Below are 26,887 nucleotides of genomic sequence, written 5' to 3'. Positions count from 1 at the left end.
CAAATCTTAACTGACAAAATGAGCGATAACTCATTTTTAAAGACTTCGCTCTCAATAAAAACTGAAAGACTTGATATGTAAAACGGGGCCAAACGCAAATTAACTTATGTTAAAGCAAGGATGTTTACAACTCTTTATCGAGATTTTATTGATACTTTTGCATGTCCTTACCGGACTACACTTATGACATACTCTATAAAACAACCAATAAATAAAAGAACATGGAAAAACTTATAGTAAACTCATACGAGGAATTTGCATCACACCTCGGTGAAGTGCTCGGCACGTCCGACTGGGTGGAAGTGAATCAGGAACGTATCAACCTCTTTGCCGATGCCACATTAGACCATCAGTGGATACATGTAGACACGGAGCGTGCCAAGGTGGAGAGCCCGTACAAGAGCACCATCGCCCACGGCTATCTCACACTGTCGCTGCTGCCGCATATGTGGAACCAGATTATCGAAGTGAACAACCTGAAGATGATGGTGAACTACGGAATGGACAAGATGAAGTTCGGACAGGCCGTAGTGACCGGCTCGAGCGTACGGCTGGTCACAACACTTCAGTCGATAGCCGACCTGCGCGGCGTGTGCAAGGCTGAGATTAAGTTCAAGATTGAGATAAAGGACGCACGCAAGCCGGCACTTGAAGGTGTGGCCACATTCCTTTATTATTTCGAATAGCACGGTGCCGCCGTAATTGACGACACTACATGAAAGCCTGTGCCGGAACACTTGCAGGGCCGTGTCTTTTATTCAGCTGCATGGTTGTTTCACCGCGGCGGGATAAAGGACATGCCCCTGCAAGTTCTGATTTCTGCTTTTCAGTTCACTACAAGCCAATACGCACAACTATCTTTCAATCAATTCTACCCCTGTGAAATTCAGCGGCAATGTTATTTTCAGCGGACCGCCGTTCCTTGCCGCCTTCCACTTAGGCATACTCTTGATAAGCCGATATCCCTCTTTTGCAAACAGTCGCACACATTCCTTGCGCATCTCGCCCTGCTGCTCTGCGGTATACTTGTCGAGCATGGCCGTATTGATATATTCCAATTTGCAGTCGGTGGCCGTAATATCCGTTATGCTTCCATCCGGATTTACCGTATAGTGCATCACCACATGGCCGGCAGCCTGTAGTTTGGTGGCCATATCCGGGTATTGCATGTTTCGTTTTAAATATTTCTGCAGCGCATCACATCCTCCCGGAAACCTGTCAAAGTCGGCAATGCCGGATATCCCCGCGACTTTCGGAATGTCTCCGCTCACCGCCCTCTTCCCCCGTGCGGCGGCCTCAGGGGCAATGTCTCCGAGAGCCTTGCGCAACTTGTCGGGCATCACCGTGCCGAGCACAACGCGGCCGTCGGGACCGATGAGATAAATCGACGGAATCCACTTTATGTTGTAGTCCTTTGATATCTTGGTCTCCTTCCACGGCTTCTGCTCGCGATGCTGCATCCATGTCATCGAACTGTCGGCGATACACTTGCGCCACGCCTCCTCGCTCTTGTCAAACGACACACCCACAAAAACGATACTGTCGGAAGCGAAACGACGGTTCATCCACCTTATCTTTCTGATGTCCTTACGGCAGTCCGGACACCACGACGCCCAGAAATCAACCACCACATACTTACCACGCAGCGAACTGAGCGACGTACCGTCGTAAGAGGAACCTGAGTTTGAAATGGTAAAGTCCGGAGCCTCAACTCCGGGTTTCAACAATTCGGAGGCATACTTTGCATCGGCATCGTCCTGAGCCGCTACACCGGCAACAACGCCTATCAACATTATTACAAGAAGAATGATTCTGTTCATAGCTTTTATAAATATATCTATCTTTTATTCATATGCGGAGACAAAAATACGAAAAAAATCCCGAACAACAATTGCAAATGGATAAAATAAGTTTATGTTTCTGAAAAACACAGAGGAATGGCGAACTCTTGCCTGTGTTAAAACTAAAAATCTTTGCATATTTAAATCTTCAACTAAAAATATAAAAGACACAAACGTCTATGTTAAGTGATGTAACGGCAACTGGGCAAACACCATTATATAATATAAGTCATATTGATAAGTAATATAAGTTATATTGATAAGTAATATAAGTTATATTGATAAGTAATATAAGTTATATTGATAAGTAATATAAGTTATATTACTTTATAATTTGCCTGTAAAGATTATCAAAATAAGTTAGTCAACAAAATTAAACTACATTATCGTCCGGATATAGGATGAACGCACTCTGGATGGATGCGCCCCAACGGGGCAACGAGCACATAGCCCGGGGCAGAGCGTAGCGGCACCCCGGGAATCAAACATCGACAATCCCCGCGCCCTGAAAGGGCAAAAGCATAAAAACATATGGAATGTAAAAAAATGTAAGTATTTGATAATTAACGCTTTTGCCCTTTCAGGGCGAATGTATGAATCGTATTATTCCCGGGGTGCCGCTACGCTCTGCCCCGGGCTATGTGCTCGTTGCCCCGTTGGGGCGCATCCATCCAAAGCACGTTCTTTCAAGGCGCCCCATCCTATGTCCGGAAGATTATGTAGTTTAATTCTGTTGATTGACTTACTTATTTATCATTATATTACACCGTTCGGGAATTTTAATGTATTTTTGCAGCCGAATAATACATATTACGGTAATAAAGCTGATTCTAATAATAAAGCTGATGATTATGGAAATATCGGAACTTTATAGCATTTTCAAAAAACATCCTGTGGTCACTACCGACAGCCGCGACTGCCCGCAAGGTTCTATATTCGTGGCCTTGAAAGGCGAATCGTTCGACGGTAACCGGTTTGCAGCGGCGGCACTTGAAAAAGGTTGTTCATGGGCCGTGGTCGACGAGGCCGAATATGCCTCGGACGAACGGTGCATACTTGTAGACGACTGCCTTCAGACGCTGCAACAGCTCGCACGCCATCACCGCCGGCAATTCTGCAACCCCGTGATAGGAATAACGGGCACCAACGGCAAGACAACGACAAAGGAACTGACCGCGGCCGTACTGGCCGAGAAATACCATGTGCTTTGCACAGCGGGAAACTTCAACAACGACATCGGCGTGCCAAAGACACTGCTCCGCATCACACCGGAACATGACATTGCCGTGGTAGAGATGGGTGCAAGCCATCCTGGCGACATAAAGACGTTGGTAGAGATTGTCGAACCCGACTGCGGACTGATAACCAACGTAGGACGTGCCCATCTGCTTGGCTTCGGCTCGTTTGAGGGCGTGATTCGCACAAAGGGTGAACTTTACGATTTTCTTCGCACAAAGCCCGACAGCATTACCTTTGTCAACGCCGACAACGATATTCTGGAAAACATGGCTACAGGTCTGCCCCATGTAGTGGGATACGGCAAGAGTCCCCGTCAGGAAACACACGGCGCCACGACGCTTGACGACACCTATGTAAGGGGTGAAGTGACGGGCTGCGCTCCGTTTCTGAGATTCAGATGGCGCGAAGAGCACGCTGACGGACATACCGCCGGAGAATGGCACGAGGTGCAGACACACTTGATAGGTGCCTACAACACCGACAACATGCTGGCCGCAATCACCGTAGGACGCCACTTCGGTGTAGACGCCGACAGGATATGCCATGCACTGGAGAACTATATGCCAAGCAACAACCGTTCGCAAATGACCGTGACGGCACACAACCGTCTGATTGTAGATGCCTACAATGCCAACCCGACGAGTATGGCTGCGGCCATCGACAACTTCCGGATGATGGAGACAAGCCCCAAGATGGCCATACTCGGCGACATGGGCGAACTCGGCGACGTGAGCGCAGACGAGCATAGCAAGATAGTGGCTTTGCTCGACGACTGCGGCTTTGACGAGGTGTGGCTCGTAGGAGAGGAGTTCGGCAGGACGGAATGCAGATTCCGCAAATTCAGAAATGTGGACGAGGTGAAAGAAGAAATCAACCGCAAGCACATTGAAGGAAGATACATACTGATAAAAGGCAGTCACAGCACAAGATTGTACGAGCTGCCGGAAAAGCTGTGAGTTTTTTTTCTCTCTTGGGGCTGTGTCAGAATATAGATATCGCAAAAGGTAGGGACATATTCTTGTATTTGTCCGTTAGTAACATGTTGATATTCAGCATATACTTAGCGGACAAATACAAGAATATATCCCTACAAGCAAAATGGACCGGATTTTGACACAGCCCCAAGAGAGGCTCCTTAAAAGGCCACCTTTTTACCGCCTTTTATATATATGCCCGCAGGCAACGTCGTTCCCGTAACACGTATGCCTTGCAGAGTGTATATGGCATCGTCACCGGCATCAGAAGAAACCTCAACGGGGACAATGGCGTCGGGGATTACAGGTGGGTCGTAGGTAATCACCGGGCATACGGCCATCGACACGGCATCATCTGTGTTTTCAAACCATTGGCTCGTACCGAGCGAATTGCCATAATCATCCTGATCCTCCACAAGCTGCCATGTGGTGGTCTTTCCTCCCTCAGCGCGGCGTACGCAGGCAATGGCAATATCGTCCGAGTCGTAAGGTTCAGTATCCTGAGATACATTGGGGAAGCCTTCTATCACCACGAAGAAGTCACTGTCTATCTCCACCGGTGACGACAGGTGAAAACGCGTGGGCACAAACGACGAGTTGTCGATGGCGATGCCACTGGCCGTTATTGTAGCAGAGCCGAGCACTTATCCCGGAGCGCCCGAAGCGTCTGGACGGCAGATGCTTAACGTGATGGGGGCGTCGGGCGACACTGTGTGGCCGGAGTAGAAATAAATGTCGACACTGTCTATCGTGGCCGGAGCCAAAGGCTTGTCATAATGCTCGGCAAAGGCCAAAAGCCCGAGCCAATTCGAGCCGGCGTAATTGCCGTACCATCCGAGTTTGATCTGTGCAAGCGACGAGTTTTCCTCAGGGGTGATGTTCCACACATACTGCGCTCCACCGGCCTGCACGGCATACAGCATGGCATCGGTGTCGGTGCCGGCATCGTTCGAGGCTGTGAGCGAGAGGCTGTAGACGCCTTTCTTTGTGTATGTGACAACGGGATTCTGCTCTGTGCTCGTTTCCGGCGAGCCTCCAACAAACTGCCATTTCAGTGATGTAGGCATACCTGTGGACAGATTGCGGAACTGCAGCGGAACATCAGTCGGAACGAAAGTGGCAACGAAAGGTGACAGATAGCCCTCCTCGGGCAGGCCGATCTGAGCTACCGGCTGCTGCATGCTGACAATGACATACCCCTCACGTACGGTTTCCGACTGAGCGGTGCCGTCGCTCACAGTGAGCTTGACAGAATAAGTTCCGGCCCGATCGTAACGCACCACCGGGTCAGGCTTGGACGATGTGGCCGGCACTCCGCCTTCAAACTCCCATCGCCACGACTTCACGTCACCCTCGGAACGATCATAGAACTGAACGGTCTCGCCCTGGTATACATTCACGCGGGCATCATCGCTGTCGTCCACCTGCATCACACGAAATCCGTCGATGAGCTGCTGGTCTCCGTCACTGCCTTGATAGCGGAATGAAAACGTGACCCTGCGGCCTTCCAGACGCTTCAGGTCAAAGGAGAACTTTTTCCAAGCTGTCTCGTCATATCCTTCGGCCTGAGCCCAACGGAACTGATTGAGAAACTGAATGGTATCACCTGTAGCCACGTCAGTGGCATAAAACGTATATCCGGCAAAGACAAGCCATACGGGACTGAAATAATTGTAATATTCCACCACGCTGCCGGGAAGTATGTCTATTTCAGGCGATGTGGCGGTCTCATCCTGACGATTCTTGCTGTAATTGATGGTCAGCGAGTTCTTGTTGTCCGGATCAATGCCGTCAAAAGTAATGTTATAGCCCATTCCTGGCGCCAGTTCCCATGTGCCTTCGCGATTGGTGGTATTGACTGTCCACGACGAGAATTCCTCCTCGCTGTCAAAGTTCTGGACGTAATAGGGGATGTAGGACTGTGCCGACGTGAACGCCGCACGCAGATCGTCTGCCCGTACTCCGGTCACGAACACGGCGAAGATTGATAGTAATAGTAGAATTTTTTTCATAATCTTGTTTTATTATCGAAAAATTATAATTGAGAGTTGAGAGTTGAGAGTTGAGAATTATGATTAGCCCATATCATCATCATTTTAACATCTCTCTCCCAATGAGAGTACAAAATTACATGAAAATCTTGAGATTCCCACACCGGCAGTATAGAAATGCTTTTCCTTTAGAGGAAAGGTAATCATAATTCTCAACTCTCAACTCTCAATTCTCAATTATAAAAAAGAGATTCAGTACCTGAACGAACTGCCTCCAAGAAACTCGCGCAGAAGCGATGTTGAAGGAACCTGTTCGTATGGTATGGGCTTGATATAATGCAGGAACTTCAACAGTCGGTAGGCCTCACTATGCTCCTCACAATTTTCGGGCACAAGCTCAAGCAATGGCTCGGCCTGAGTCTTGATGACAGCCAGTTCGAAAAGCATGGCCGTGTTGAACATCACGTCTGCCTGCTCCTGAAACGGGAATATCCAACGGTTCTCCCCCTTGCGCACCGACGGCCACCGGCGTATTGTCTCACGGGCACTGACACCACGGTACTTGTAGTCGCGGATGATGCGCCGAAGCAGTCGGTTGTCGGTGGTGGGCACATAGTTGTGCGAGTCTATAAGTATGGTGGTAAGTGCAGAGGCGTATACCCGGTATTTCTGATTCTCCGGGATGTGAGCCGTCAGTTCGGGGTTGAGCGCATGTATTCCTTCAACGACAAGCACTTCGTTGCCCCTCAGCTTCAACCGACGGCCGCTGCTTACGCTCTTGCCCGTGGGGAAGTCGTAACGCGGCAACTCCACCTCCTCGCCGGCAAAAAGGGCGTTCATCTGTTCGTTGAGCAACGGTATATTAAGGGCATAAAGGCTTTCAAAATCGTAATCACCCGAAGCATCGCGGGGAGTCTTGTCACGGTCTATAAAATAATCGTCGAGCGAGATGGGCACAGGGCGTATTCCGTTGGCCAGAAGTTGTACCGAAATTCGCTTGCATGTAGTGGTCTTGCCGCTCGACGACGGACCGGCAATGAGCACCATCTTCACATCAGTGCGCGAAGCAATGTCTTCGGCTATCTTTACTATTTTTTTCTCCTGAAGTGCTTCGGAAAGGTTTATAAGGTCCGTGGTCCATCCTTTGTCTATGGCACTGTTCAGGTCGCCGATGGTGGACAGTCCGAGAATATCCTGCCACTGGTGGTGCTCCTTGAATATCTCGAACATCTTGTCCTGACGTATCAATTCGCCCAGCTGCGAAGGGTCGGATACAGACGGTATGCGCAACAGCAGTCCGTCGTAATATTTCTCAAGCCCGAAAAGATGAAGTTTGGAGGTATTGGTGAGCAAAACGCCATAATAATAGTCGCGATATCCGTCTATATCATAATATATGGTATAGAGCCGGCCGGTGCTTTCAAGAAGTTTCGCCTTTGACTCGCGCCCCATCTCACCAAACATGCGGATGGCCTCCTCTGTGGTACATTCGTGACGGCGCACGGGAATAGCCGCATCTATTATCTCCTGCATCCTGGTGCGTATGGCCGTGGCATCGGCATCGGTCACGGCACGACCTATGCGCAGATCACAATAGTATCCGTTGGATACGGGTATGTCTATCACCACGCTCCCATCGGGGTAAAGGTCGTTGACAGCCTTGCAAAGCACAAAGAAGAGCGTGCGTGTATATGTGCGCATGCCTGATGACGAATGCAAGTTCAGGAACTCGATGTCCTTGCTGTTGTATACACGATAGTGCATTCCCTCAACCTTATTGTTCACCTTTGCGCTTACCGGACCATATTCCATCGCAAGATTTAATTCACGAAATATCTCAGAAAGTGTACTGCCTATGCGTATATTTATCTTTTTTTTATTATTTTTGCAACGAATTTGTATTTCTTTTTCCATTCTTCTCTATGTTTTAAGGGTTGTTTGTTTACTGCGGTAAAGATAATCAAAATATTTGAGAACATGCGGAACTGACATTTTAATAAAATAAAAAATATGTCGTTACTTATTATTTTTAAACTTGTTGGAGCCATCGCGCTGCTCATATACGGAATGAAAGCCATGAGCGAGGCACTTCAAAAAATGGCCGGCTCGCAATTACGCCACGTGCTCGGAGCAATGACTACCAACCGATTCACCGGAATGCTAACGGGAATGTTCGTAACAGCCTCTGTCCAGTCCTCGGCCGCAACGACGGTGATGACGGTTTCGTTCGTCAATGCGGGCCTGCTCACACTGGCACAGGCTATCTCGGTAATAATGGGAGCCAACATCGGAACAACGCTCTCGGCATGGATTATGAGCGCCGGATTCTCTTTCAACATAACAAACTTCGTCTGGCCGGCATTCCTGATAGGTATCATGCTCATATACATGAAAAGATACCGTTACATCGGTGATTTTCTTTTCGGTGCTTCTTTTATGTTCTTCGCCTTAGGCACTCTCAATATCACCGGAAAGGAAATGGATTTGGCACACAATGCGGCTTTGGCCGAGTTTTTCTCACAGTTCGACCCCAACAATTTCGGAACCATACTTGCTTTCCTTGTCATCGGAACCATACTGACATTCTGCGTACAGTCATCAGCAGCCCTGATGGCCATAACGATGGTGCTCTGTACAAGCGGAGTACTGTCCATATATCCGGGCATTGCTCTCGTGATGGGCGAAAACATAGGTACCACCATCACGGCAAATCTCGCAGCAATGACCGGCAATACGCAGGCACGACGCGCTGCCTTGTCACACATGTTCTTCAATGTGTTCGGTGTACTCTGGGTGCTCATAATGTTCTTTCCCTTTGTCAACTTTGTATGCTCGCTGACAGGCGTCGACCCCGAGGCAAACAGTATCAACCCCGTGCGTCTGTCGTTTGTGCTGGCCACATTCCATACCATGTTCAACGTGACCAACACTTTCATCCTTATATGGTTCATACCACAGATAGAACATTTCTGCTGCTGGGCCATCAAGCCGCGAAAGGCCGACGAGGAAGAGGATTTCCGTCTGAACTACATCGGAGGCAATACCATCATGAAGACTCCGGAGTTGTCTGTTCTTGAAGCACAGAAAGAAATACAACTGTTTGCCAAGCGTATACAACGTATGTTCGGGATGGTGCGTGAATTGCTCGGCATCACCGATACAAACGAATTCACAAAACTATATTCCCGCATAGAGAAGTACGAAAGCATCAGCGACAACATGGAAATAGAAATAGCCAAATATCTGAACAACGTGAGCGACGCACACCTGAGTGACGACACCAAAGCCAAAATACGGGCTATGCTACGCGAAATATCCGAGATTGAAAGTATCGGCGACAGTTGTTACAACATTGCACGTACACTTAACAGAAAAACGGCCGGCAAGGAAGACTTTACCGAAAAGCAATACGAACACCTGCACCAGATGCTTGAACTGACGGACGATTCGCTCACGCAGATGAACGTGTTGATGACAGGACGCAAAGACAGTTTCGACGTAAACCGTTCGTTCAACATCGAAAACGAAATAAACAACTACCGCACACAATTGAAAAACCAGAACATCAACGACATAAACAACCACGAGTATGCCTACGAGATGGGTACAATGTACATGGATATTGTGAGCGAGTGTGAAAAACTGGGCGACTATGTTGTCAACGTCGTTGAGGCACGCATGGGAACACGGCAACATTCAGCGTGATTTTTCTTTAGGAATATTTTTAGTGTTCAAGGAGTTAAAGGGAGTAATAGATCCCTTTAACTCCTTGAACACTAAAAAAGCCCTCCTACGACTTTCTATATTCCGACGGCGACATGCCTACATGTTCCTTGAAATATTTTCCAAGAAAAGACTGGTTGGGGAAATTCATGTCAATGGCTATCTCCTTGATACTTTTCGTAAAGTTCCGCAACTGTATACGCAACTCAAACGTCACGTAACGGTCTATCCATTCATTGGGTGTGCGCCGGCTGACACTCTTCACCGTTTCCGACAAATACTTAGGAGTGATGCAGAGTTGCTCGGCATACCACCCGACACGCCGTTCACGCTTGAAATTCTCTTCTACCAAATGCAGGAAACGGGTGAATATGACATCGGCACGCGTATGCCGGCGACTGTTATTCTGCTGCACACGGTATATCACATTGCTCATCTCATAGAACATGGCAAGCATGAGCGTACGGGCCAGTTCACGACGAAAATGATTCTGCATGTCAGCCAGCTTGTCCTTGAGCATGTAGAAATAGCTCTTGAAAGTATCGGCTTCATTCTGTGTAAGACTGACAACAGGATGATTTTTGGAGAAAAGAAACATCACCGAGATATCTCCGACATTACTTATCGTCTCATAGAAGAACTTTACAGACATAATGATACATATTCCATCAATATCAAGACTCGACTTATAGTCAGCCACGACATGCCGCTCTGAAATTATTATCACATCATTCTTCCTCACTGTCTGTTCCTGTGTATCAACGGTATATCGGGCCTCGCCACCGGTACACAGAGTAATGAGGATAAAGTTCATCCGGCGCGCACCGTCAGGTATAGGCACGTCGCACATGTTTGTTATCAGGATATCATTGCCGATAAAGTTTGCCTCGTTCAGATTTTTGGCTCCTTGAATATCCGCATCTTTAATACTTTTCTGATTCATTATGTGTCGTTTTTGCCACATTCGGTGTCATAGCAAACAGCAACTGACCACTGTTCCTCATGAACAATAAAAACCAAATGCAGTATTTCTCCGCTGCAAATTTACGATAAATATTCTATTTTGTACAATAAAACAGCAAAAACGACCACAAAACTTAGTGTTATATTTCAGTTTTCTCACTTCTTATTACTAACTTTGCCATCCAAACAATCATATATTCCATGAACCGATTAACCATTTTTCTGTCCTGTATGTCGATTGCCGGATGCAGTGGTGTATTTGACTACCATCCATACGACGTGCGGTTTGACGGAGAAAAAGACATAAACAGTCACAACATAAGTCGAATAGAAGAAGATTGCCGCGACAAAGAAAGTCTCACAGTGGCATTCATAAGCGACTCGCACGGTTGGTACGGCGATACAGAAGACATGATTGCCGACATAAACAGCCATCCGGATGTGGACTTCGTTGTGCACGGAGGCGACCTGACCGACTGCGGCACAACAAAGGAATATATATGGCAACGTGACCGACTGGCACGTCTGAAAGTACCCTACGTGGCTTTGATAGGCAATCATGATTTTCTCGGCACTGGCAACGAGACCTATTCTGTGATGTACGGGAAGATGGACTTCAGCTTTATCGCAGGACGCATAAAGTTCGTATGCCTAAACACCAACGCCACCGAATACGACTATCTGGCGGCCGTGCCTAATCTTGACTATATGGAAGAACAGCACACTGCCGACTCCGCTTTATTCGACCGTTCCGTGGTCTGCATGCACGCACGGCCTTATTGCGAACAGTTCAACAACAACGTTGCCAAGGCATTCCAGCTTTACATCCGCACGTTTCCGGGCCTGCTCTTCTGTGTCAACGGGCACGACCACTGCTTGCAGATTGAAGAAATCTATGATGATGGCATCATATATTACGGAGTTCCAAGCGCCAACCGCCGCAGCTATCTTCTTTTCAATATCACAAAAGACGGTTATACCTATGAAGTCATTCATTTTTAGCATGCCTATACTTATCATGTCGGTATCTACTGCCATGGCAACAAGCGTGCCTTCAGTAGAATATAATGTTACGGAAACGACAGAATCCGTGTCCGGTGTCACCATGACAACCGATACCATAACGGACAAGAACAACGAAAACAACGAAACTACCGTAAATTCATCAACCGACAACTCCGCGTTGACAAACTATGAACGCCGGGTATACCGATATCGCCGTTTGTGGAACTTTCTGATACCCACACAGACCGTCATACAATATGCCGGCAACATGGGTGTAGTATCAGTAGGTATGGGATGGGACTACGGCAACCACCGTCAATATGAGACTAACCTGCTGTTCGGATACCTGCCGCGATTCAACAGTTCCAGAGCCAAGATGACAATGACATTCAAACAGAACTTCGTTCCGTGGCGACTGCCTGCCGGCAGCAAGTTCAACGTCGAGCCATTGACCTGCGGAATATACTTCAACACTGTTTTCGGACATGAGTTTTGGGGAAGGGAGCCCAAACGTTATCCAGACAAATATTATGAGTTTCTGTCAACTAAGGTTCGCATAAACGTGTTCGCAGGCCAACGCTTCACCGCTATTGTGCCGCACAACCGCCGCAAGTTCATGAAAAGCCTCACCATATTCTACGAAATCAGCACATGCGACATCTATCTGCGGGCTATGCTTCAGGACAACAAAATAAGTCTTTGGGATATTGTCGGGTTGTCGATAGGATTGAAACTGCAAACAATGTAGAAAGCCCCCTATAATCCCCCAAAGGGGGATGCTGGGAATTACTAAAAGACGTGTAAACTCAGCATCCCCCTTTGGGGGATTATAGGGGGCTTTCTTTTTTTCTTAAGCGTCAATATTGGCGTAAGTAGCATTTTTCTCGATAAACTCGCGGCGCGGTTCTACATCGTCACCCATGAGCATCGAGAATATTTCATCGGCCTCGGCCGCATTCTCTATTGTAACTTGTTTGAGCAGACGTGTCTCCGGATTCATTGTTGTCTCCCAAAGCTGTTCCGGATTCATCTCACCAAGACCTTTGTACCGCTGCGTGTGTATACTCTTGCCGTCGTCTACGCCACCTCCCCACTTGTCGATGAAAGCCTGGCGCTGCTGCTCTGTATAACAGTACTCCTTGGCCTGGTTCTTGTATGTACAGAGATAAAGCGGCGGAGTGGCAATGTAAAGATGTCCGTCCTGTATCACCTTAGGCATGAAACGGTAGAATAGTGTCATGATGAGCGTGTCGATGTGCGAGCCATCGACATCGGCGTCAGTCATTATTATGATCTTGTCATAGCGCAGCTTGTCTATGTTGGCTTCCTTGTCGCCTTCGCCCTCAACCCCAAAACGCACTCCGATACTCTGTATGATGTTCATCACCGACTCAGCCTCGAACACACGATGCCACTGCACTTTCTCTACGTTCAATATCTTACCGCGAAGCGGCAGTATTGCCTGTGTATAGCGGTCGCGGCCCTGCTTGGCCGAACCACCGGCCGAGTCTCCCTCGACGAGAAATATCTCGCATGCCTTCGGGTCTTTGTTGGAACAGTCGGCCAACTTGCCGGGCAGTCCGCCACCCGTCATCGGATTCTTTCGCTGTACACTCTCACGGGCCTTGCGTGCCGCGATACGCGCCGTAGCTGCCAATATAACCTTGTCACATATCTGCCGCGCCTCTTTCGGATGCTCCTCCAGATAATACGCCATCGCCTCACCCACAGCCTGCTGCACGGCTCCGGCCACCTCGCTGTTGCCCAGCTTTGTCTTGGTCTGTCCCTCAAACTGCGGCTCGGCTACCTTGATGGATATAACGGCGGTGAGACCCTCACGGAAATCCTCCCCGGCCACCTCTATCTTAGCCTTCTCAATCTGCTTCGATATGGCCGGGTCGGCGTCGGCATACTTCTTCAGCGTGCGGGTGAGCGCCATGCGGAATCCCACCAGATGGGTACCTCCCTCAATGGTGTTGATATTGTTGACATACGAATGAATGTTTTCCGAATAGTCTGTATTGTACATCACGGCCACCTCTATGGGTATGCCTTGCTTCTCGGTCTTCAGATATATCACATCGTCGAAGAGATGCGAGCGATGACGGTCCACATACCGCACAAACTCCTTCAGTCCGTCTTTGGCGTGAAACACCTCCTGACGTGTCTTGCCCTCTTCATCGGGGCGCATGTCGGTAAGCGTAATGGTGATGCCGGCGTTGAGATATGCCAGCTCACGCATACGCTTGGCTATGATGTCGTACTTGTATTCCGTAGTAGTAAAAATCGTATTGTCCGGCCAAAACTGCTGACGCGTGCCTCTAAGAGTGGTCTCACCCACCACCTTCACGGGATAGAGCGGCTTGCCCTGCTCGTACTCCTGCTGGTAAATCTTACCGTCACGGAATACCTGCGACAGCATATGTGTGGAAAGCGCGTTGACGCAACTCACACCTACACCGTGAAGTCCGCCGCTGACCTTATATGAGCCTTTGTCAAACTTTCCGCCGGCATGCAGTACTGTCATTACCACCTCCAATGCCGACTTGTGAAGTTTCTCATGCTCGTCCACAGGTATACCGCGACCGTTATCCTGTACGGTTATCGAATTGTCCTCATTTATAGTCACCTCTATATGGGTGCAATATCCGGCCATGGCCTCGTCTATGGAGTTGTCTACGGTCTCGTTGACAAGATGGTGAAGTCCCTTCTCGCTTATATCGCCGATATACATTGCAGGACGCTTGCGCACGGCCTCAAGTCCCTCGAGCACCTGAATGTTACTCGCGGAATAATTGCTTTCCTTCGTTATGTCTTCTGCCATAATTTGTTTATAGTCTTTATAGATTGCAAAGTTACTAAATATTTATGACTTGACGAAATATTTGGAAGACGAAAAACAACCTAAAAAAGCCCTTGCCGAAACGAAAGAACACAACCGCACAGACATCGCCCACACACTCACTGAGAACATCCGCTGCCACCGTTGCAGCCTCACCAAAATACACTGCACCAGCTACTCCGGAACAGACCGTCGGCAAGTCCATTGACATAAAAAATCAATAATGAAAAAACTATAATCCCCACTATATATTTTACCGGGCCTGTACATGCCCAATACTAAAGCTGTAAAATATCAGTAAAGTGAGAAGAGAAAAGATACAAAAAAGTCCCAATATGCACATACAGAACGAGTTGCATTCCATAACGGTATGCAACTCGTTTTATATCGCGATACAAAATAAGACAAAGGAACAGATTATCCCAACTTGTTAACGTGGGCGGCAAGCTTTGACTTCAAGTTTGAAGCCTTGTTTTTGTGAATAATATTGGTCTTAGCCAGCTTGTCCAGCATCTTCTGAACAATAGGATACAATTTTGCCGCCTCGTCCTTATCCGTGATAGCGCGCAATTTGCGTACAGCATTACGCATTGTCTTTGCATAATATTTATTGTGCAGAGCTCTCTTCTTATTCTGACGGATTCTCTTAATTGCTGATTTGTGATTTGCCATCTTTATTCTTCGTATTTTTAATTTTCGTAGTCCCTAGGAGAGTCGAACTCCTCTTTAGAGAATGAAAATCTCTCGTCCTAACCGATAGACGAAGGGACCTTAGGGTTGTTTTGCGGGTGCAAAGTTACCGCTTTTATTTAATACAACAAAATTTTTTAAAAGAAAAATGCACTAAAGTGATGATTTTCTGTAAGAAAAGCCCTATCTTTGTCTTTATGCTGACAAAAACATGGGCCATTGTGCTACGTACCATCAAATATGGCGAGCGGCGTATGATAACAGAAATGTTCACCCGTAGCTCAGGACGCATATCGTTTGCCGTGTCCGTGAGTCGTTCATCCTACGGCGGATTGCGCCGCCAAATGCTGCAACCGCTCACTCTGCTCGACATTGAATGCGACATCCGACCGCACATACCGTTGCAGAAACTGCGAGACACCCGCCTGGCAGTGCCTTACGTCTCGCTGCCTTCAGACCCTGTCAAGATATCAATATCGCTCTTCATTTCCGAATTTCTATGTCACGCCCTGCGCGGCGAACAGCATAACGAACAGCTCTTCGACTATATTGCCGACAGTCTCTGTTGGTTGGACAACAGTGCATCGGGGCATGCCAACTTCCATATCGTATTCCTTATGCGAATGTCACTGTTTCTCGGATTCTATCCCAATCTCGACTGTTACACACCGGGCTCATGGTTCGACCTGCGCGCCGGCAGCTTCACCGCCACACACCCGTCACACCACGACGTTATAGAGCCCGCCGATGCGGCACGAATAAGTGTTATGATGCGCATGCGATTTGCCACAATGCACCTTTACCGTATGTCGCGCGACGAGCGCAACCGCACACTTGACATAATAATACGGTATTACCGCATCCACATACCCGACTTTCCCGAACTGCGTTCTCTTGATGTGCTGCACGAGCTTTTTGACGGCATTTAACCACGCCCGACAAACACACCTGACGGCACACGTCTACACACAAGCCAACTTCACTTCAAATATACAATGTGTGTCACTTATATATAATAATGTATATACATGATATTACTGCCAGTTGATACGCAAAAACAAAAGAAAACGCTAATTTTTTATTGTTTTTCGATAAATAATTAGTGAAATATTTGGTCATTCAGAATATTTGCCATACCTTTGCAATATCGAAAAACGATAAATGTTTATCATAAAACGAAAAGACTCCTGAAATCACGAGCACGGCTGTCATAAAAAAGACGGCCATGAGAAACCGACAAAAAAAATATTAATCAACAAAAAAACGAAAGACAATGAAAAAGAAGTTCAACATCCTTTGCGTGACAATGTTCGCAGTGATAATCCTGTACATTGCAGGAGGGTTCACTTACTCAGGCGTCATAGCCTATCATATGATTAAACAGGCTGCCGGCATGACCGTGACAGACAAAGAGAAACTGAAAAACGACATCGAAATATTCGACAACACCAAGTATACTCTTTGCACTGTCAGCATGATACCATATAACATATTCGGCAACAAGGAAACTACCATCGAAAACACGCTCACGGGCGAGCAGACACAGATAATGCCGGTGAAGAGCATGATTTTCGTAAAAGGCGCAAACAAAACTTCATGGGCGACTGACACCGCTATGACCGCCACCGGCCTGATTGTACTCGTGGCCGACATATTCTTCCTATGCAGCCTGATAATGTTCATACGCAATGTACGGCGACATGAGATATTCGAGTGGAAAAACGTAAAACTGCTCCGACGCATGGGCACAGCCCTTATAGCAATATTCATACTGTCGGTAATGACAGAATGGATTCTGTGTGCTGTAGCCAGCGGCATATTCGCTCCAAAAGGCTATCTCATAGACTGGTTCACCCCCGTGAGCGAGAATATCCTGTTGCTCGGAACAGGCATTGCCGCAATGATAATGGGAGAAGTGTTTTCCTGCGGACTACAAATGCGCGAAGAACAAGAACTGACCATCTGAGAACAACATTTACATGAACACTATATACAAAGAATCCAAATACATACATATTATGCCTATAATAGTAAATCTCGACGTAATGATGGCCCGGCGCAAAATATCGCTCGGCGATCTGGCCGCAAAGATAGACCTCACACCGGCCAATCTGTCCATCCTGAAAACAGGAAAGGCCAAGGCCGTGCGGTTCTCCACTTTAGAAGCCATATGCAACGCTCTCGACTGCCAGCCGGGCGACATTCTGGAGTACAGGAAAGAGGTGAAACAAGAAGCGTGAACACACCTCTATAAAGAAACTTTCGAAAAAACAAACAGAGAACGGGAAACAGGGAAAACGCCTACAGCCCGAAAATCAAAAAAATACCAACACACATACTCTCTCTATATCTATTACAAATATGTAAAGCATTTCCCTTCACCGTTCTCTTCTCCTGAAAAGAACAACTGTTACGAAAAAGAGCCCGTCTTTATGTTAAGAAAAACAAATTATCCATTGAATAATAACTTCATAAACAAAAAAACATATACTTTTACATGATTTTTCTTAATTTATAACACAAATGAGACTAAAAAAACTATTTCTATCCGCACTGATACTCCTCGGTACAATGTTGACCGCAGTAGCTCAGATGCAAATGCCGACATTACCCGTCGACAAGGATGTACGTATCGGAAAGCTGTCCAACGGACTGACCTACTACATCCGCTATAACAACTGGCCGGAAAACCGCGCGGAGTTCTACATCGCACAGCGCGTGGGCTCGCTTCAGGAAGACGAACCGCAACGCGGACTAGCCCACTTCCTCGAACACATGTGCTTCAACGGAACCAAACACTTCAAAGGCAACGACCTGATACGCTACTGCGAATCAATCGGTGTGCAGTTCGGTCGCGACCTCAACGCCTATACCAGCATAGACCAGACTGTATACAACATCTCCAATGTGCCCACCACACGGCAGTCGGCACTCGACTCCTGCCTGCTCATCCTCTACGACTGGGCAGACGGCCTGATGCTTGACCCTGCCGAAATCGACAAGGAGCGCGGTGTGATACACGAAGAGTGGCGTATGCGCAGCAGTGCCTCACAGCGCATGTTCGAGCGCGCCCTGCCCACACTCTATCCCGGAAGCAAATACGGCCTGCGCATGCCCATCGGACTGATGAGCGTCATCGACAACTTCAAGCCGCAGACACTGCGCGACTACTACGAGAAATGGTACCGTCCGGACAATCAGGCCATCATCGTTGTAGGCGACATCGACGTGGACCATGTCGAGGCCGAAATCAAGCGTCTGTTCAGCGGAATCGTATTGCAGGCCGATGCCGCGCCTGTGGTCAAGGAACCCGTGCCCGACAACGCCGAGCCCATTGTGGTCATAGAGAAGGACAAGGAGCAACGTACCAATACGATAGACCTCATATTCAAGCACGAGGCAATGCCCGACTCTATAAAGAATACCATACCGTATCTTGTTTCGGAATATGTCAAGAACACGGCCATCCGCATGCTCAACGCACGTCTTGAAGAATGCGCACAAAAGCCCGAAAGCCCGTTTGTAAGTTCTTCGGCATACGACGGAGACTATATCTTCGCCAGCACCGTCCAGGCATTCGACATCGACGCGCTGCCCAAGGAAGGCCAGACCGAAGCCGCTCTTGCCGCCATATACCGCGAGGCTCTGCGTGTTGCAAAGTTCGGATTCACACCGACAGAATACAACCGCGCCAAAGCAAACGCCATGAGTGCCCTCGACAAGTCTTACAGCAACAAGGACAAGCGCTACAGCCGCCAGTTCTGCGACGAATACAAGGAGCATTATCTCGCCAACGAGCCGATACCGTCCATCGACGACTACTATGCAACGATGAAACAGGTGATACCCATGATTCCTGTCGAGGCCGTCAACCAAGTGATGGCCATGCTCATACCGGCCAACGACTCCAACATGGTCATCCTGAGCTTCAACAACGAGAAGGAAGGCAATGTCTATCCTACAAAGGAAAACCTTCTGAAGGCCATCGCCGACGTACGCACGGAGAACCTCCAACCCTATGTGGACAACGTAAAGGACGAACCGCTCATCAGCACCCTGCCCAAGAAAGGCTCGATAAAGAGCGAAAAGGAAAACACGCAGTTCGGATACAAGGAACTCATGCTTTCCAACGGTGTGAAGGTGATACTCAAGAAGACCGACTACAAGCAGGACCAGGTACTCCTGTCGATGGAAGGATACGGAGGCTCGTCGCTATACGACAAGGCCGACTACACCAATCTGAAAGTGTTTGACGACGTCGTCGAAGCCAGCGGACTGGGCAATTTCTCGCACACGGAACTGGAAAAGGCCTTGGCCGGCAAGATAGTCAGCGCATCGATGTCGCTCGGCAGCAGACGGCAGAGAATCAACGGATCGTCCACTCCCAACGACGTGGAAACACTCCTACAGCTTGTATACCTCTACTTCACGAAGATAAACAAAGACGAAGAGTCTTTTGCAAATCTTATGAAGACCTACGAGATAAGCCTCAAGAACAAGGCACTGTCACCGGAAAGCGCTTTCAACGACTCCGTAACGGTAACCATGAACTGCCACAACCCGCGCTTCACTTCTGTGGAAGCAAACGATCTGAAAGACGTCAATTACGACCGGATACTTGAGATAGCCAAACAGCTCACATCAAACGCAGCCGCATATACAGTGACCATCGTCGGCAACTTCGACGAGGCCGCCATCCGCCCACTTCTCGAACAATATATAGCCTCATTGCCTTCACAGAAGAAGATTGTCAAGGGCAAGAACGTTGACACCGATGCCACAGGTGTGGTTGTGAACAGCTTCAAGCGCAAGATGGAGACTCCGAAAGCCATATCGATGATGATATGGACCAACAAGGACATACCATACACTCTCGACAACAAGATAAAGACAGACATCGCCGGACAGGTGCTCAGCATGATTTATCTCAAGAAGATACGTGAAGACGCCAGCGCAGCATACAGTGTAGGAGCACAAGGCAGCATACGACGCATCGACAAAGACACCGACTGCACCATGTTCGCCTACTGCCCGATGAAACCCGAAAAAGGCGAAACTGCACTGTCCATAATGCGCGACGAGATGGAACAGCTCGCCAAGACATGCGATGCCGACATGCTGACCAAGGTCAAGGAATACATGCTCAAGAGCTACGACGACCGCACCAAGACCAACAACTATTGGAACGGCATATTAAGCACATACAACGAGTATGGCATCGACATGCACACGGCATACAAGGCTACCGTGCAGGCACAGACACCGCAGACCATCACTGCATTCATGACCGAGTTCCTCAAAGCCGGCAACCGCATTGAAGTGGTGATGATGCCCGAGGAATAAACACGACAAAGAAATACTTTTCACGGCCTTCCCGCCTGTATCTCCACGCGAGAGAAACGGCAGGAAGGCCGTTTTTTTATTTACCCCAATATCAACTTCTTTTTTTGCAAATCAGACTTTGCAAAGAATAGAAAAATATGTGAAATTTAGATTCTTTAAGATAAAAAGACTTAGAGTTATTGAAAATTGTGTGCGCAAACGTTCCGGCATATTTGCTTTTTTGCTAACTTTGCGGGCGATAAAATAGGTATTAAAAGGCCCGACAGGGACAAAAATACTTCTATCAAGGCAAACGAAAAGATTGGATATTTAAAATTTTCACACAATAAATACATTTAAAAATGGCAAAGTTTGATAAGTCAGTTTTAGAGAAGTATGGTATCACAGGTACAACTGAGGTAGTGTACAATCCCTCGTATGAGACATTGTTCGAAGAGGAGACAAAGGAAAGCCTGACAGGCTTCGAGAAAGGTAAGGAGACAGAACTCGGCGCAGTAAACGTGATGACGGGTATCTACACCGGCCGTTCACCCAAGGACAAGTTCATCGTGATGGACGAAAACTCAAAGGATACCGTATGGTGGACATCAGACGAATACAAAAACGACAACCACCCCGCTTCTCCGGAAGCATGGGCTGCCGTAAAGGAAATAGCAAAGAAAGAGCTGTCAAACAAGCGTTTGTTCGTTGTTGACGGTTTCTGCGGTGCCAACGAGGATACACGCATGGCAGTGCGCTTCATCGTAGAGGTGGCATGGCAGGCACACTTTGTAAAGAACATGTTCATCCGCCCCACAGAAGCCGAACTGGAGAGCTTTGAACCCGACTTTATCGTTTACAACGCATCGAAAGCAAAGGTTGAAAACTATAAGGAACTGGGTCTTAACTCAGAGACAGCCGTTGTGTTCAACGTGACAAGCCGCGAGCAGGTTATCATCAACACATGGTACGGTGGCGAGATGAAGAAAGGTATGTTCTCTATGATGAACTACTATCTGCCGCTCAAGGGCATGGCTTCAATGCACTGCTCTGCCAACACGGACCTCAACGGAGAGAACACAGCCGTATTCTTCGGTCTGTCAGGTACAGGCAAGACCACACTGTCTACCGACCCGAAGCGTCTGCTCATCGGTGACGACGAGCACGGATGGGACGACAACGGTGTGTTCAACTTCGAGGGCGGATGCTACGCTAAGGTTATCAACCTCGACAAGGAGAGCGAGCCCGATATCTATAACGCCATCAAGCGCAACGCTCTGCTCGAGAACGTTACTGTGGCAGAGGACGGCACTATCGATTTCGCCGACAAGAGCACCACAGAGAACACCCGTGTATCTTATCCCATCGAGCACATCAACAACATTGTCCGTCCGAAGAGCGCAGCTCCCGCAGCCAAGAATGTAATCTTCCTGTCGGCCGACGCATTCGGCGTACTGCCTCCCGTATCCATCCTCACACCCGAGCAGACCAAATACTACTTCCTCTCAGGCTTCACAGCCAAGCTGGCAGGTACGGAACGCGGCATCACAGAGCCCACTCCCACATTCTCGGCTTGCTTCGGCCAGGCATTCCTCGAACTGCACCCCACAAAGTACGCTGAGGAACTGGTTAAGAAGATGGAGAAGAGCGGTGCCAAGGCATACCTCGTAAACACCGGCTGGAACGGAACAGGCAAGCGTATCTCTATCCGCGACACACGCGGTATCATCGACGGAATCCTCGGTGGCGCTATCCTCAATGCTCCTACAAAGAACATTCCTATCTTCAACTTCGCTGTTCCCACAGAGCTTGAGGGCGTGGATACAAATATTCTTGACCCGCGCGATACTTATGCTGACGCAGCAGAGTGGCAGAAGAAGGCTGAAGACCTGGCAGCACGCTTCCAGAAGAACTTTGTGAAGTACACTGGCAACGAAGCCGGCAAGGCTCTCGTCGCAGCAGGTCCGCAGCTCTAATCGCAACGAACAGCGTTTTTTCACAAAAACAATACCAACCCCGCCCGGCATATTCATGTCGGGCGGGATTTTTTCAGAAAGACAGCCCCCTATAATCCCCCAAAGGGGGATACTGAGCGCACAGGATAAACCGGAACATCCCACCGGCACTTCCCATTATTCCCATTTCTCTTCCACCTCACCCATCACTCCCATTCCTCAAATCATTCCCATCACTCCTATTATTCCCATCACTCCCCATTTTTCATTTCTCACATTATCACTCCCATTTCCCCACCGTGTATCAGGCTCCTCCCCTTTGGGGAGGCCGGGAGGGGCTTTTAATTATCTTTACAAAACACTTCGTCGGCCGTCACAAAATCGCATTTTCCTGCCAAGAGCCCGAAAAACACGAAATTTCGGCCAAAATAGGAAACACTGATAATCAGAGAGTTACACTTTTAGAACCGCAATAGCACCGTGTAAAAAAAGCAGAGAGGCCCTAATGGGGTTGCCGTGGCGGCCTCCTTGCATTGCAACGAGGCCGCCACGGCAAGCCAACTACGCCGTAATGGCAACCTCGGGAGGCCCTTACGGCTACATTACGATGCCAAAAATACGTGTCAAGAAAGCAGAGAAGCCCTTATTGCTTTTCCAGAACGAGAGGAAAAAAGTGCAAAAAATTAAGAAATAAAACAACATTTGCCTGTTGTCCCCTTATCGTTTACCGAAAAAAGCGTTACTAATAGTAGACAAAGACCAACACAGGAAAGAAACATAATCGTAAACTGCCTTATGGAAAAGACAAACCTGACGAGTTCGAAACAGACATAACAATAAAATATCCGTGCAACAACTTGCAGAAAAGAAAGAAATAGTATAAGAAAAGCCCATAACCGTTGACTTAAATCAAGAAGAAAACTAATAAATATCAAACAATTGTTAATATATTTGTGTACGCACACAAATATATGTATCTTTGCATCGTGTTCGAGACGAATACATTGTTATTCATTAGGTTAGTAGTTAATAGATTTAAGGTAAAGATTATGTTATTAGATTTTCAGACAATGGAAATGCCGGTATGAGACTGTTTTAAGTTTTTATTATTTAGTACATATCAGCAGCCATTAAGAAGAGTGCGGAGTGAGTGAGTCATACCGCATTCTTTTTTTATATCCTGCAAACTTTTTATTCCGCCAACAGGTTTACAATATATTTTCAACGTAAATAGGCGTAGACAAAAAGATTTTTTTCATTAATGTACGAAAAGAATCTTTGCGTCTACGCCTATTTACGTTGGAATTTTCAGCTACAGCATGAACTTCAATCACTTATGGGAGTCTGTCATACTCCTCGTCAGTCACAGGCTCCAGCCATTCGTTGGAGGCCTTCTCACCGGATATCTCGAACGCAAGATGAGCAAACCAACTGTCAGACGCAGCACCGTGCCAATGCTTCACATTGGCCGGAATATGAATGACCGTGCCGGGCAGAATCTCCTGTGCTGGCTTACCGTCTTCCTGATACCATCCTTTTCCGGCCACGCCCACAAGCATCTGGCCACCGCCTTTAACAGCCTTGTGAATATGCCAGTTGTTGCGGCACCGTGGTTCGAAAGTCACGTTGGCAATAGGAATCTGTGAGTCGGATACTCGGGCGATATAACTCTTGCCGATGAAATATTTGGCATATTCCGTATTCGGTTCACCTACAGGGAATATCATCTCCTGCTGAAAACGCTCTTTTTCCGTAACAGCATCATTGTCAGCCCACACCTCCTTCGCCATGCGAAATCCGGCCCAGGCGTTAGGCCAACCGGCATAGAAAGCGGCTTGTGTCAGTAGAGCGGCGATCTCCTTGCGGGTGATGCCGTGCTTTTTGCCCATCTCCAAATGCGAACGAAACGACGAATCGACCAGTCCCTTTCCAAGAAGAATAGAAATGGTCACCATGCTGTGGTCGTGAAGTGAAAGTGTGGAATCGTTCCAAACGGCATCGCCGAAAAGAACATTGTCGTTAAGCTCCGCAAATTTCGGAGCGAACTCGCCGAGAACGCTGTGCCCGGCCGTCTGTGTAATTTTATTCTGAGCCATAAGTGTTATGTTGTCAGATACCGTAAAAACAGCAGTGAATGCTGTGGACAATAATATTTTTTTCATAATCATACCGATTTAATAATTTCTGCATGCAAAATTAGCGGCTTTTCATCAAATCATGTGTAACGATACGCAAGCTTTTTGTATCATTTTTACAGATATTACACAACAAAAAAACAACAGCCCCACACGGTTTGTGCTACACCGTCAGTTGGGCCTTTATAACGTTTCCATCCAATCTATCTGCCAAGATTCTACATGAACGGACAATATTTCTACGAATATTTCGTAACTATTAACATTTTATATTTGTGTGTATTACGAATATTTCGTAACTTTGCAACATTATAATAAATCAAAAGATATGGAGAAACTCACCAAACAAGAAGAAGAAGTGATGAAACGCATCTGGAAACTCAAAAGTTGCTACGTGAAAGACATTATAAAACAGTTGCCAGAACCCAAACCACCATACACCACAGTGGCCTCGGTTGTGAAAAATCTGCAACGCAAAGGTTTCGTTTCATCCGAGCGTACCGGCAACACTTACCGTTACATTACAAAAATAGACCGCGACGAATACAAACGCAACTTTTTAGGCAGCGTGGTCAAAGACTATTTCAAAGATTCGTATAAAGAACTCGTCACATTTTTCACCCGCGAACAAAGGCTATCACCTGAAGATCTGAAAGAAATAATAGACGAAATTGAGAAAAACAAATGATTTATCTGATAAAACTCAACATAGCCATCGCCATTTTCTACATTGCCTACAGGCTGCTCTTCTCAAACGACACATTCTTCAGAAACCGTCGTGCAACGCTGATAGGAGCAATAATACTGTCAGCACTCATTCCGCTGACCAACACCAGCACGCCGGTGGATATGGCACTTAAAGAAAATGCTGTGACCGATATTTACGTCACCAGAGTACTGCCAGTGCTGACGGTGACGGCCGGAACAGATACCGCGACAACATCAGGCAGCGGAACAGACATTGCCCGAATGCTGCTTGCAGCATATCTTTCCATATCAATCATACTCGTGACACGGACAGCATGGTGCGCAACAACCATAGCAAGACTGGCCCGACGCTCCCCATGCACAACTGTCGACGGCATTAAAGTGAGACTGGTAGAAGGCAGCAACACCTCATTCTCGTTTATGAAATGGATTTTCGCTGACGCGGCCACACTCCGAAGCGCCAAAGCCGCAGACGTGATAAGCCACGAACGTACCCATGCGGAACAATGGCATACGGCAGACGTGCTGCTGGGCGAACTGATGTGCGCAGTATGCTGGCCCAACCCCGCTGCATGGTTGATGCGGCGACAGATTAAGATAAATTTGGAATACCTTGCAGACGAGCATGTACTGGCACTTGGAGCCGACACACGCACCTACCAATACCATCTACTGGCATTGTCATGCCCCTCGGAAAAAAATATCGCGATATCAAATAATTTTAATGTCTTACCTCTAAAAATGAGAATCAAAATGATGAACAAGAAAAGAACAGCCCCTCAGAAGCGGGCCAAATATCTGTTGCTACTGCCTTTGGCAGCCATTCTCCTGGCGGCAAACAACGCCGAGACACAAGCACGCAAGATAATCCAGCCGGCAAAAACAGTCATTGTAGCCAACAACAAGACAACCGATGACAACGATAAAACCGTGTATGAAGCGTCAGAAGTATTGCCGGAATTCATAAATAACGAATCAGGGGAAAAAGGTACAGAGGCACTGATGAAATATCTTTGCGACAACGTGAAATATCCGCTTATATCCATGAAATCAGGTGTAGAGGGCAGAGTGATAGTAAAGTTCGTGGTAAACACGGACGGCAACGTCTCGGACGCCACCATTGTGGGATCGGCAAGCAGAAACCTGTCACAAAAAGAACTCGATCGTATAGCAACATACAAACGTGACGGTAATGAAGCCGATGATGAACCGGGAGTGAGAATAGGCGACGCCTGCAATGCTCTTGATGACGAGGCCATACGTGTGGTAAGCAGCACAAAATGGATACCCGGAAAAAATAAAGACAAACCAGTTCGTGTATACTTCACCCTGCCTATAAACTTTAAGCTTCAATGACGGCAGGCACCGGATTCGAAAATCACACGGTGCAGCCATATACCTTCACGCCCTCTCCGACTCCCCCCCCCACCTTTTTGATGGGAGGGGGAGACGGAGAGGGCTTTTTAGAGTACTGACATACCACTAACATACCTTAAAAT

At 47.6% G+C, this 26,887-nt stretch carries 21 protein-coding genes and 1 tRNA gene; 13 read left to right on the top strand and 9 right to left on the bottom strand.

Features of this window, described 5'->3' with window-relative positions; translation table 11 throughout:
* Nucleotides 1–221 precede the first annotated feature (221 nt).
* Nucleotides 222–686, top strand: coding sequence for a MaoC family dehydratase (locus tag HPS55_RS07885; RefSeq protein WP_172177524.1), 465 nt, complete (start codon nt 222–224; stop codon nt 684–686).
* A gap of 168 nt (nt 687–854) precedes the next feature.
* On the opposite strand, the gene HPS55_RS07880 is transcribed toward HPS55_RS07885, so the two are convergent.
* Entirely contained in the window at nt 855–1,820 is a 966-nt protein-coding gene (locus tag HPS55_RS07880; RefSeq protein ID WP_172177522.1) for a thioredoxin-like domain-containing protein, read from the bottom strand.
* Between the two features lie 872 nt (nt 1,821–2,692).
* Between HPS55_RS07880 and HPS55_RS07875 the strand changes: the two genes are divergently transcribed.
* The gene (locus tag HPS55_RS07875; RefSeq protein ID WP_172177520.1) at nt 2,693–4,036 is read left to right on the top strand and encodes a UDP-N-acetylmuramoyl-tripeptide--D-alanyl-D-alanine ligase; all 1,344 of its coding nucleotides are present in this window, start codon (nt 2,693–2,695) and stop codon (nt 4,034–4,036) included.
* A gap of 179 nt (nt 4,037–4,215) precedes the next feature.
* Here HPS55_RS07875 and HPS55_RS07870 read toward each other — a convergent pair whose 3' ends face one another.
* From HPS55_RS07870 to HPS55_RS07860, 3 genes are all read right to left on the bottom strand, one after another.
* Complete coding sequence (locus HPS55_RS07870; RefSeq protein WP_172324894.1) at nt 4,216–4,698, bottom strand: hypothetical protein; 483 nt, start codon at nt 4,696–4,698, stop codon at nt 4,216–4,218.
* Complete coding sequence (locus HPS55_RS07865) at nt 4,699–6,066, bottom strand: PKD domain-containing protein (protein ID WP_172324892.1); 1,368 nt, start codon at nt 6,064–6,066, stop codon at nt 4,699–4,701.
* 231 nt (nt 6,067–6,297) lie between these two features.
* Nucleotides 6,298–7,959, bottom strand: coding sequence for a nucleoside kinase (locus tag HPS55_RS07860; RefSeq protein WP_172177516.1), 1,662 nt, complete (start codon nt 7,957–7,959; stop codon nt 6,298–6,300).
* Nucleotides 7,960–8,055: 96 nt separating this feature from the next.
* On the opposite strand from HPS55_RS07860, the gene HPS55_RS07855 reads away from it, so the two are divergent.
* Nucleotides 8,056–9,750 carry a Na/Pi cotransporter family protein gene (locus HPS55_RS07855; protein WP_172177514.1) on the top strand — a complete coding sequence of 565 codons (1,695 nt, stop codon included), beginning with the start codon at nt 8,056–8,058 and terminating at the stop codon, nt 9,748–9,750.
* Between the two features lie 85 nt (nt 9,751–9,835).
* Here the strand turns inward: HPS55_RS07855 and HPS55_RS07850 are convergent, their stop codons facing one another.
* Nucleotides 9,836–10,711 carry a helix-turn-helix domain-containing protein gene (locus HPS55_RS07850; protein WP_172177512.1) on the bottom strand — a complete coding sequence of 292 codons (876 nt, stop codon included), beginning with the start codon at nt 10,709–10,711 and terminating at the stop codon, nt 9,836–9,838.
* Between the two features lie 221 nt (nt 10,712–10,932).
* On the opposite strand from HPS55_RS07850, the gene HPS55_RS07845 reads away from it, so the two are divergent.
* Nucleotides 10,933–11,733, top strand: coding sequence for a metallophosphoesterase family protein (locus tag HPS55_RS07845; RefSeq protein WP_172177510.1), 801 nt, complete (start codon nt 10,933–10,935; stop codon nt 11,731–11,733).
* Nucleotides 11,714–12,484: a hypothetical protein gene (locus HPS55_RS07840; protein WP_172177508.1), complete on the top strand. Its 771-nt coding sequence runs from the start codon at nt 11,714–11,716 to the stop codon at nt 12,482–12,484. The genes HPS55_RS07845 and HPS55_RS07840 overlap by 20 nt, the downstream gene beginning before the upstream one ends.
* A 102-nt stretch (nt 12,485–12,586) precedes the next feature.
* Here HPS55_RS07840 and gyrB read toward each other — a convergent pair whose 3' ends face one another.
* Nucleotides 12,587–14,560 (bottom strand): DNA topoisomerase (ATP-hydrolyzing) subunit B, encoded by a 1,974-nt coding sequence (gyrB, locus tag HPS55_RS07835; protein WP_172177506.1) that lies wholly within the window; start codon nt 14,558–14,560, stop codon nt 12,587–12,589.
* Between the two features lie 49 nt (nt 14,561–14,609).
* On the opposite strand from gyrB, the gene HPS55_RS07830 reads away from it, so the two are divergent.
* Entirely contained in the window at nt 14,610–14,786 is a 177-nt protein-coding gene (locus HPS55_RS07830; protein ID WP_172177504.1) for a hypothetical protein, read from the top strand.
* Between the two features lie 209 nt (nt 14,787–14,995).
* Here HPS55_RS07830 and rpsT read toward each other — a convergent pair whose 3' ends face one another.
* Nucleotides 14,996–15,250, bottom strand: a complete 255-nt coding sequence (gene rpsT, locus HPS55_RS07825; protein WP_172177502.1) for a 30S ribosomal protein S20 — start codon at nt 15,248–15,250, stop codon at nt 14,996–14,998.
* Between the two features lie 27 nt (nt 15,251–15,277).
* Nucleotides 15,278–15,349: transfer RNA gene (locus HPS55_RS07820), tRNA-Glu, on the bottom strand.
* A gap of 116 nt (nt 15,350–15,465) precedes the next feature.
* Here HPS55_RS07820 and recO point away from each other — a divergent pair.
* From recO to pckA, 5 genes are all read left to right on the top strand, one after another.
* Nucleotides 15,466–16,197, top strand: a complete 732-nt coding sequence (gene recO / locus HPS55_RS07815) for a DNA repair protein RecO (protein ID WP_172177500.1) — start codon at nt 15,466–15,468, stop codon at nt 16,195–16,197.
* A 344-nt stretch (nt 16,198–16,541) separates the two neighbouring features.
* Complete coding sequence (locus HPS55_RS07810) at nt 16,542–17,234, top strand: DUF2975 domain-containing protein (RefSeq protein ID WP_172177498.1); 693 nt, start codon at nt 16,542–16,544, stop codon at nt 17,232–17,234.
* Nucleotides 17,235–17,286: 52 nt separating this feature from the next.
* Entirely contained in the window at nt 17,287–17,508 is a 222-nt protein-coding gene (locus HPS55_RS07805; protein ID WP_172177496.1) for a helix-turn-helix domain-containing protein, read from the top strand.
* Between the two features lie 283 nt (nt 17,509–17,791).
* Entirely contained in the window at nt 17,792–20,611 is a 2,820-nt protein-coding gene (locus HPS55_RS07800; protein ID WP_172177494.1) for a M16 family metallopeptidase, read from the top strand.
* 341 nt (nt 20,612–20,952) lie between these two features.
* Nucleotides 20,953–22,566, top strand: coding sequence for a phosphoenolpyruvate carboxykinase (ATP) (pckA, locus tag HPS55_RS07795; RefSeq protein ID WP_172177492.1), 1,614 nt, complete (start codon nt 20,953–20,955; stop codon nt 22,564–22,566).
* Nucleotides 22,567–23,879: 1,313 nt separating this feature from the next.
* Here pckA and HPS55_RS07790 read toward each other — a convergent pair.
* A complete protein-coding gene (locus tag HPS55_RS07790; RefSeq protein ID WP_172177490.1) occupies nt 23,880–24,707 on the bottom strand; it encodes a carboxymuconolactone decarboxylase family protein in 828 nt (275 codons plus the stop codon).
* A gap of 301 nt (nt 24,708–25,008) precedes the next feature.
* Here HPS55_RS07790 and HPS55_RS07785 point away from each other — a divergent pair, with 301 nt between their 5' ends.
* Both HPS55_RS07785 and HPS55_RS07780 read left to right on the top strand, forming a co-directional pair.
* Entirely contained in the window at nt 25,009–25,368 is a 360-nt protein-coding gene (locus HPS55_RS07785; RefSeq protein ID WP_172177488.1) for a BlaI/MecI/CopY family transcriptional regulator, read from the top strand.
* A complete protein-coding gene (locus HPS55_RS07780) occupies nt 25,365–26,744 on the top strand; it encodes a M56 family metallopeptidase (protein WP_172177486.1) in 1,380 nt (459 codons plus the stop codon). The genes HPS55_RS07785 and HPS55_RS07780 overlap by 4 nt, the downstream gene beginning before the upstream one ends.
* Nucleotides 26,745–26,887: the final 143 nt, after the last annotated feature.

The organism is Xylanibacter rodentium (genome assembly GCF_013166575.1).
In the GTDB taxonomy this organism is placed as follows: domain Bacteria; phylum Bacteroidota; class Bacteroidia; order Bacteroidales; family Bacteroidaceae; genus Prevotella; species Prevotella rodentium.
The sequence above is the reverse complement of the archived record's forward strand: the minus strand, read 5'-3'. Positions and strand labels throughout refer to the sequence as shown.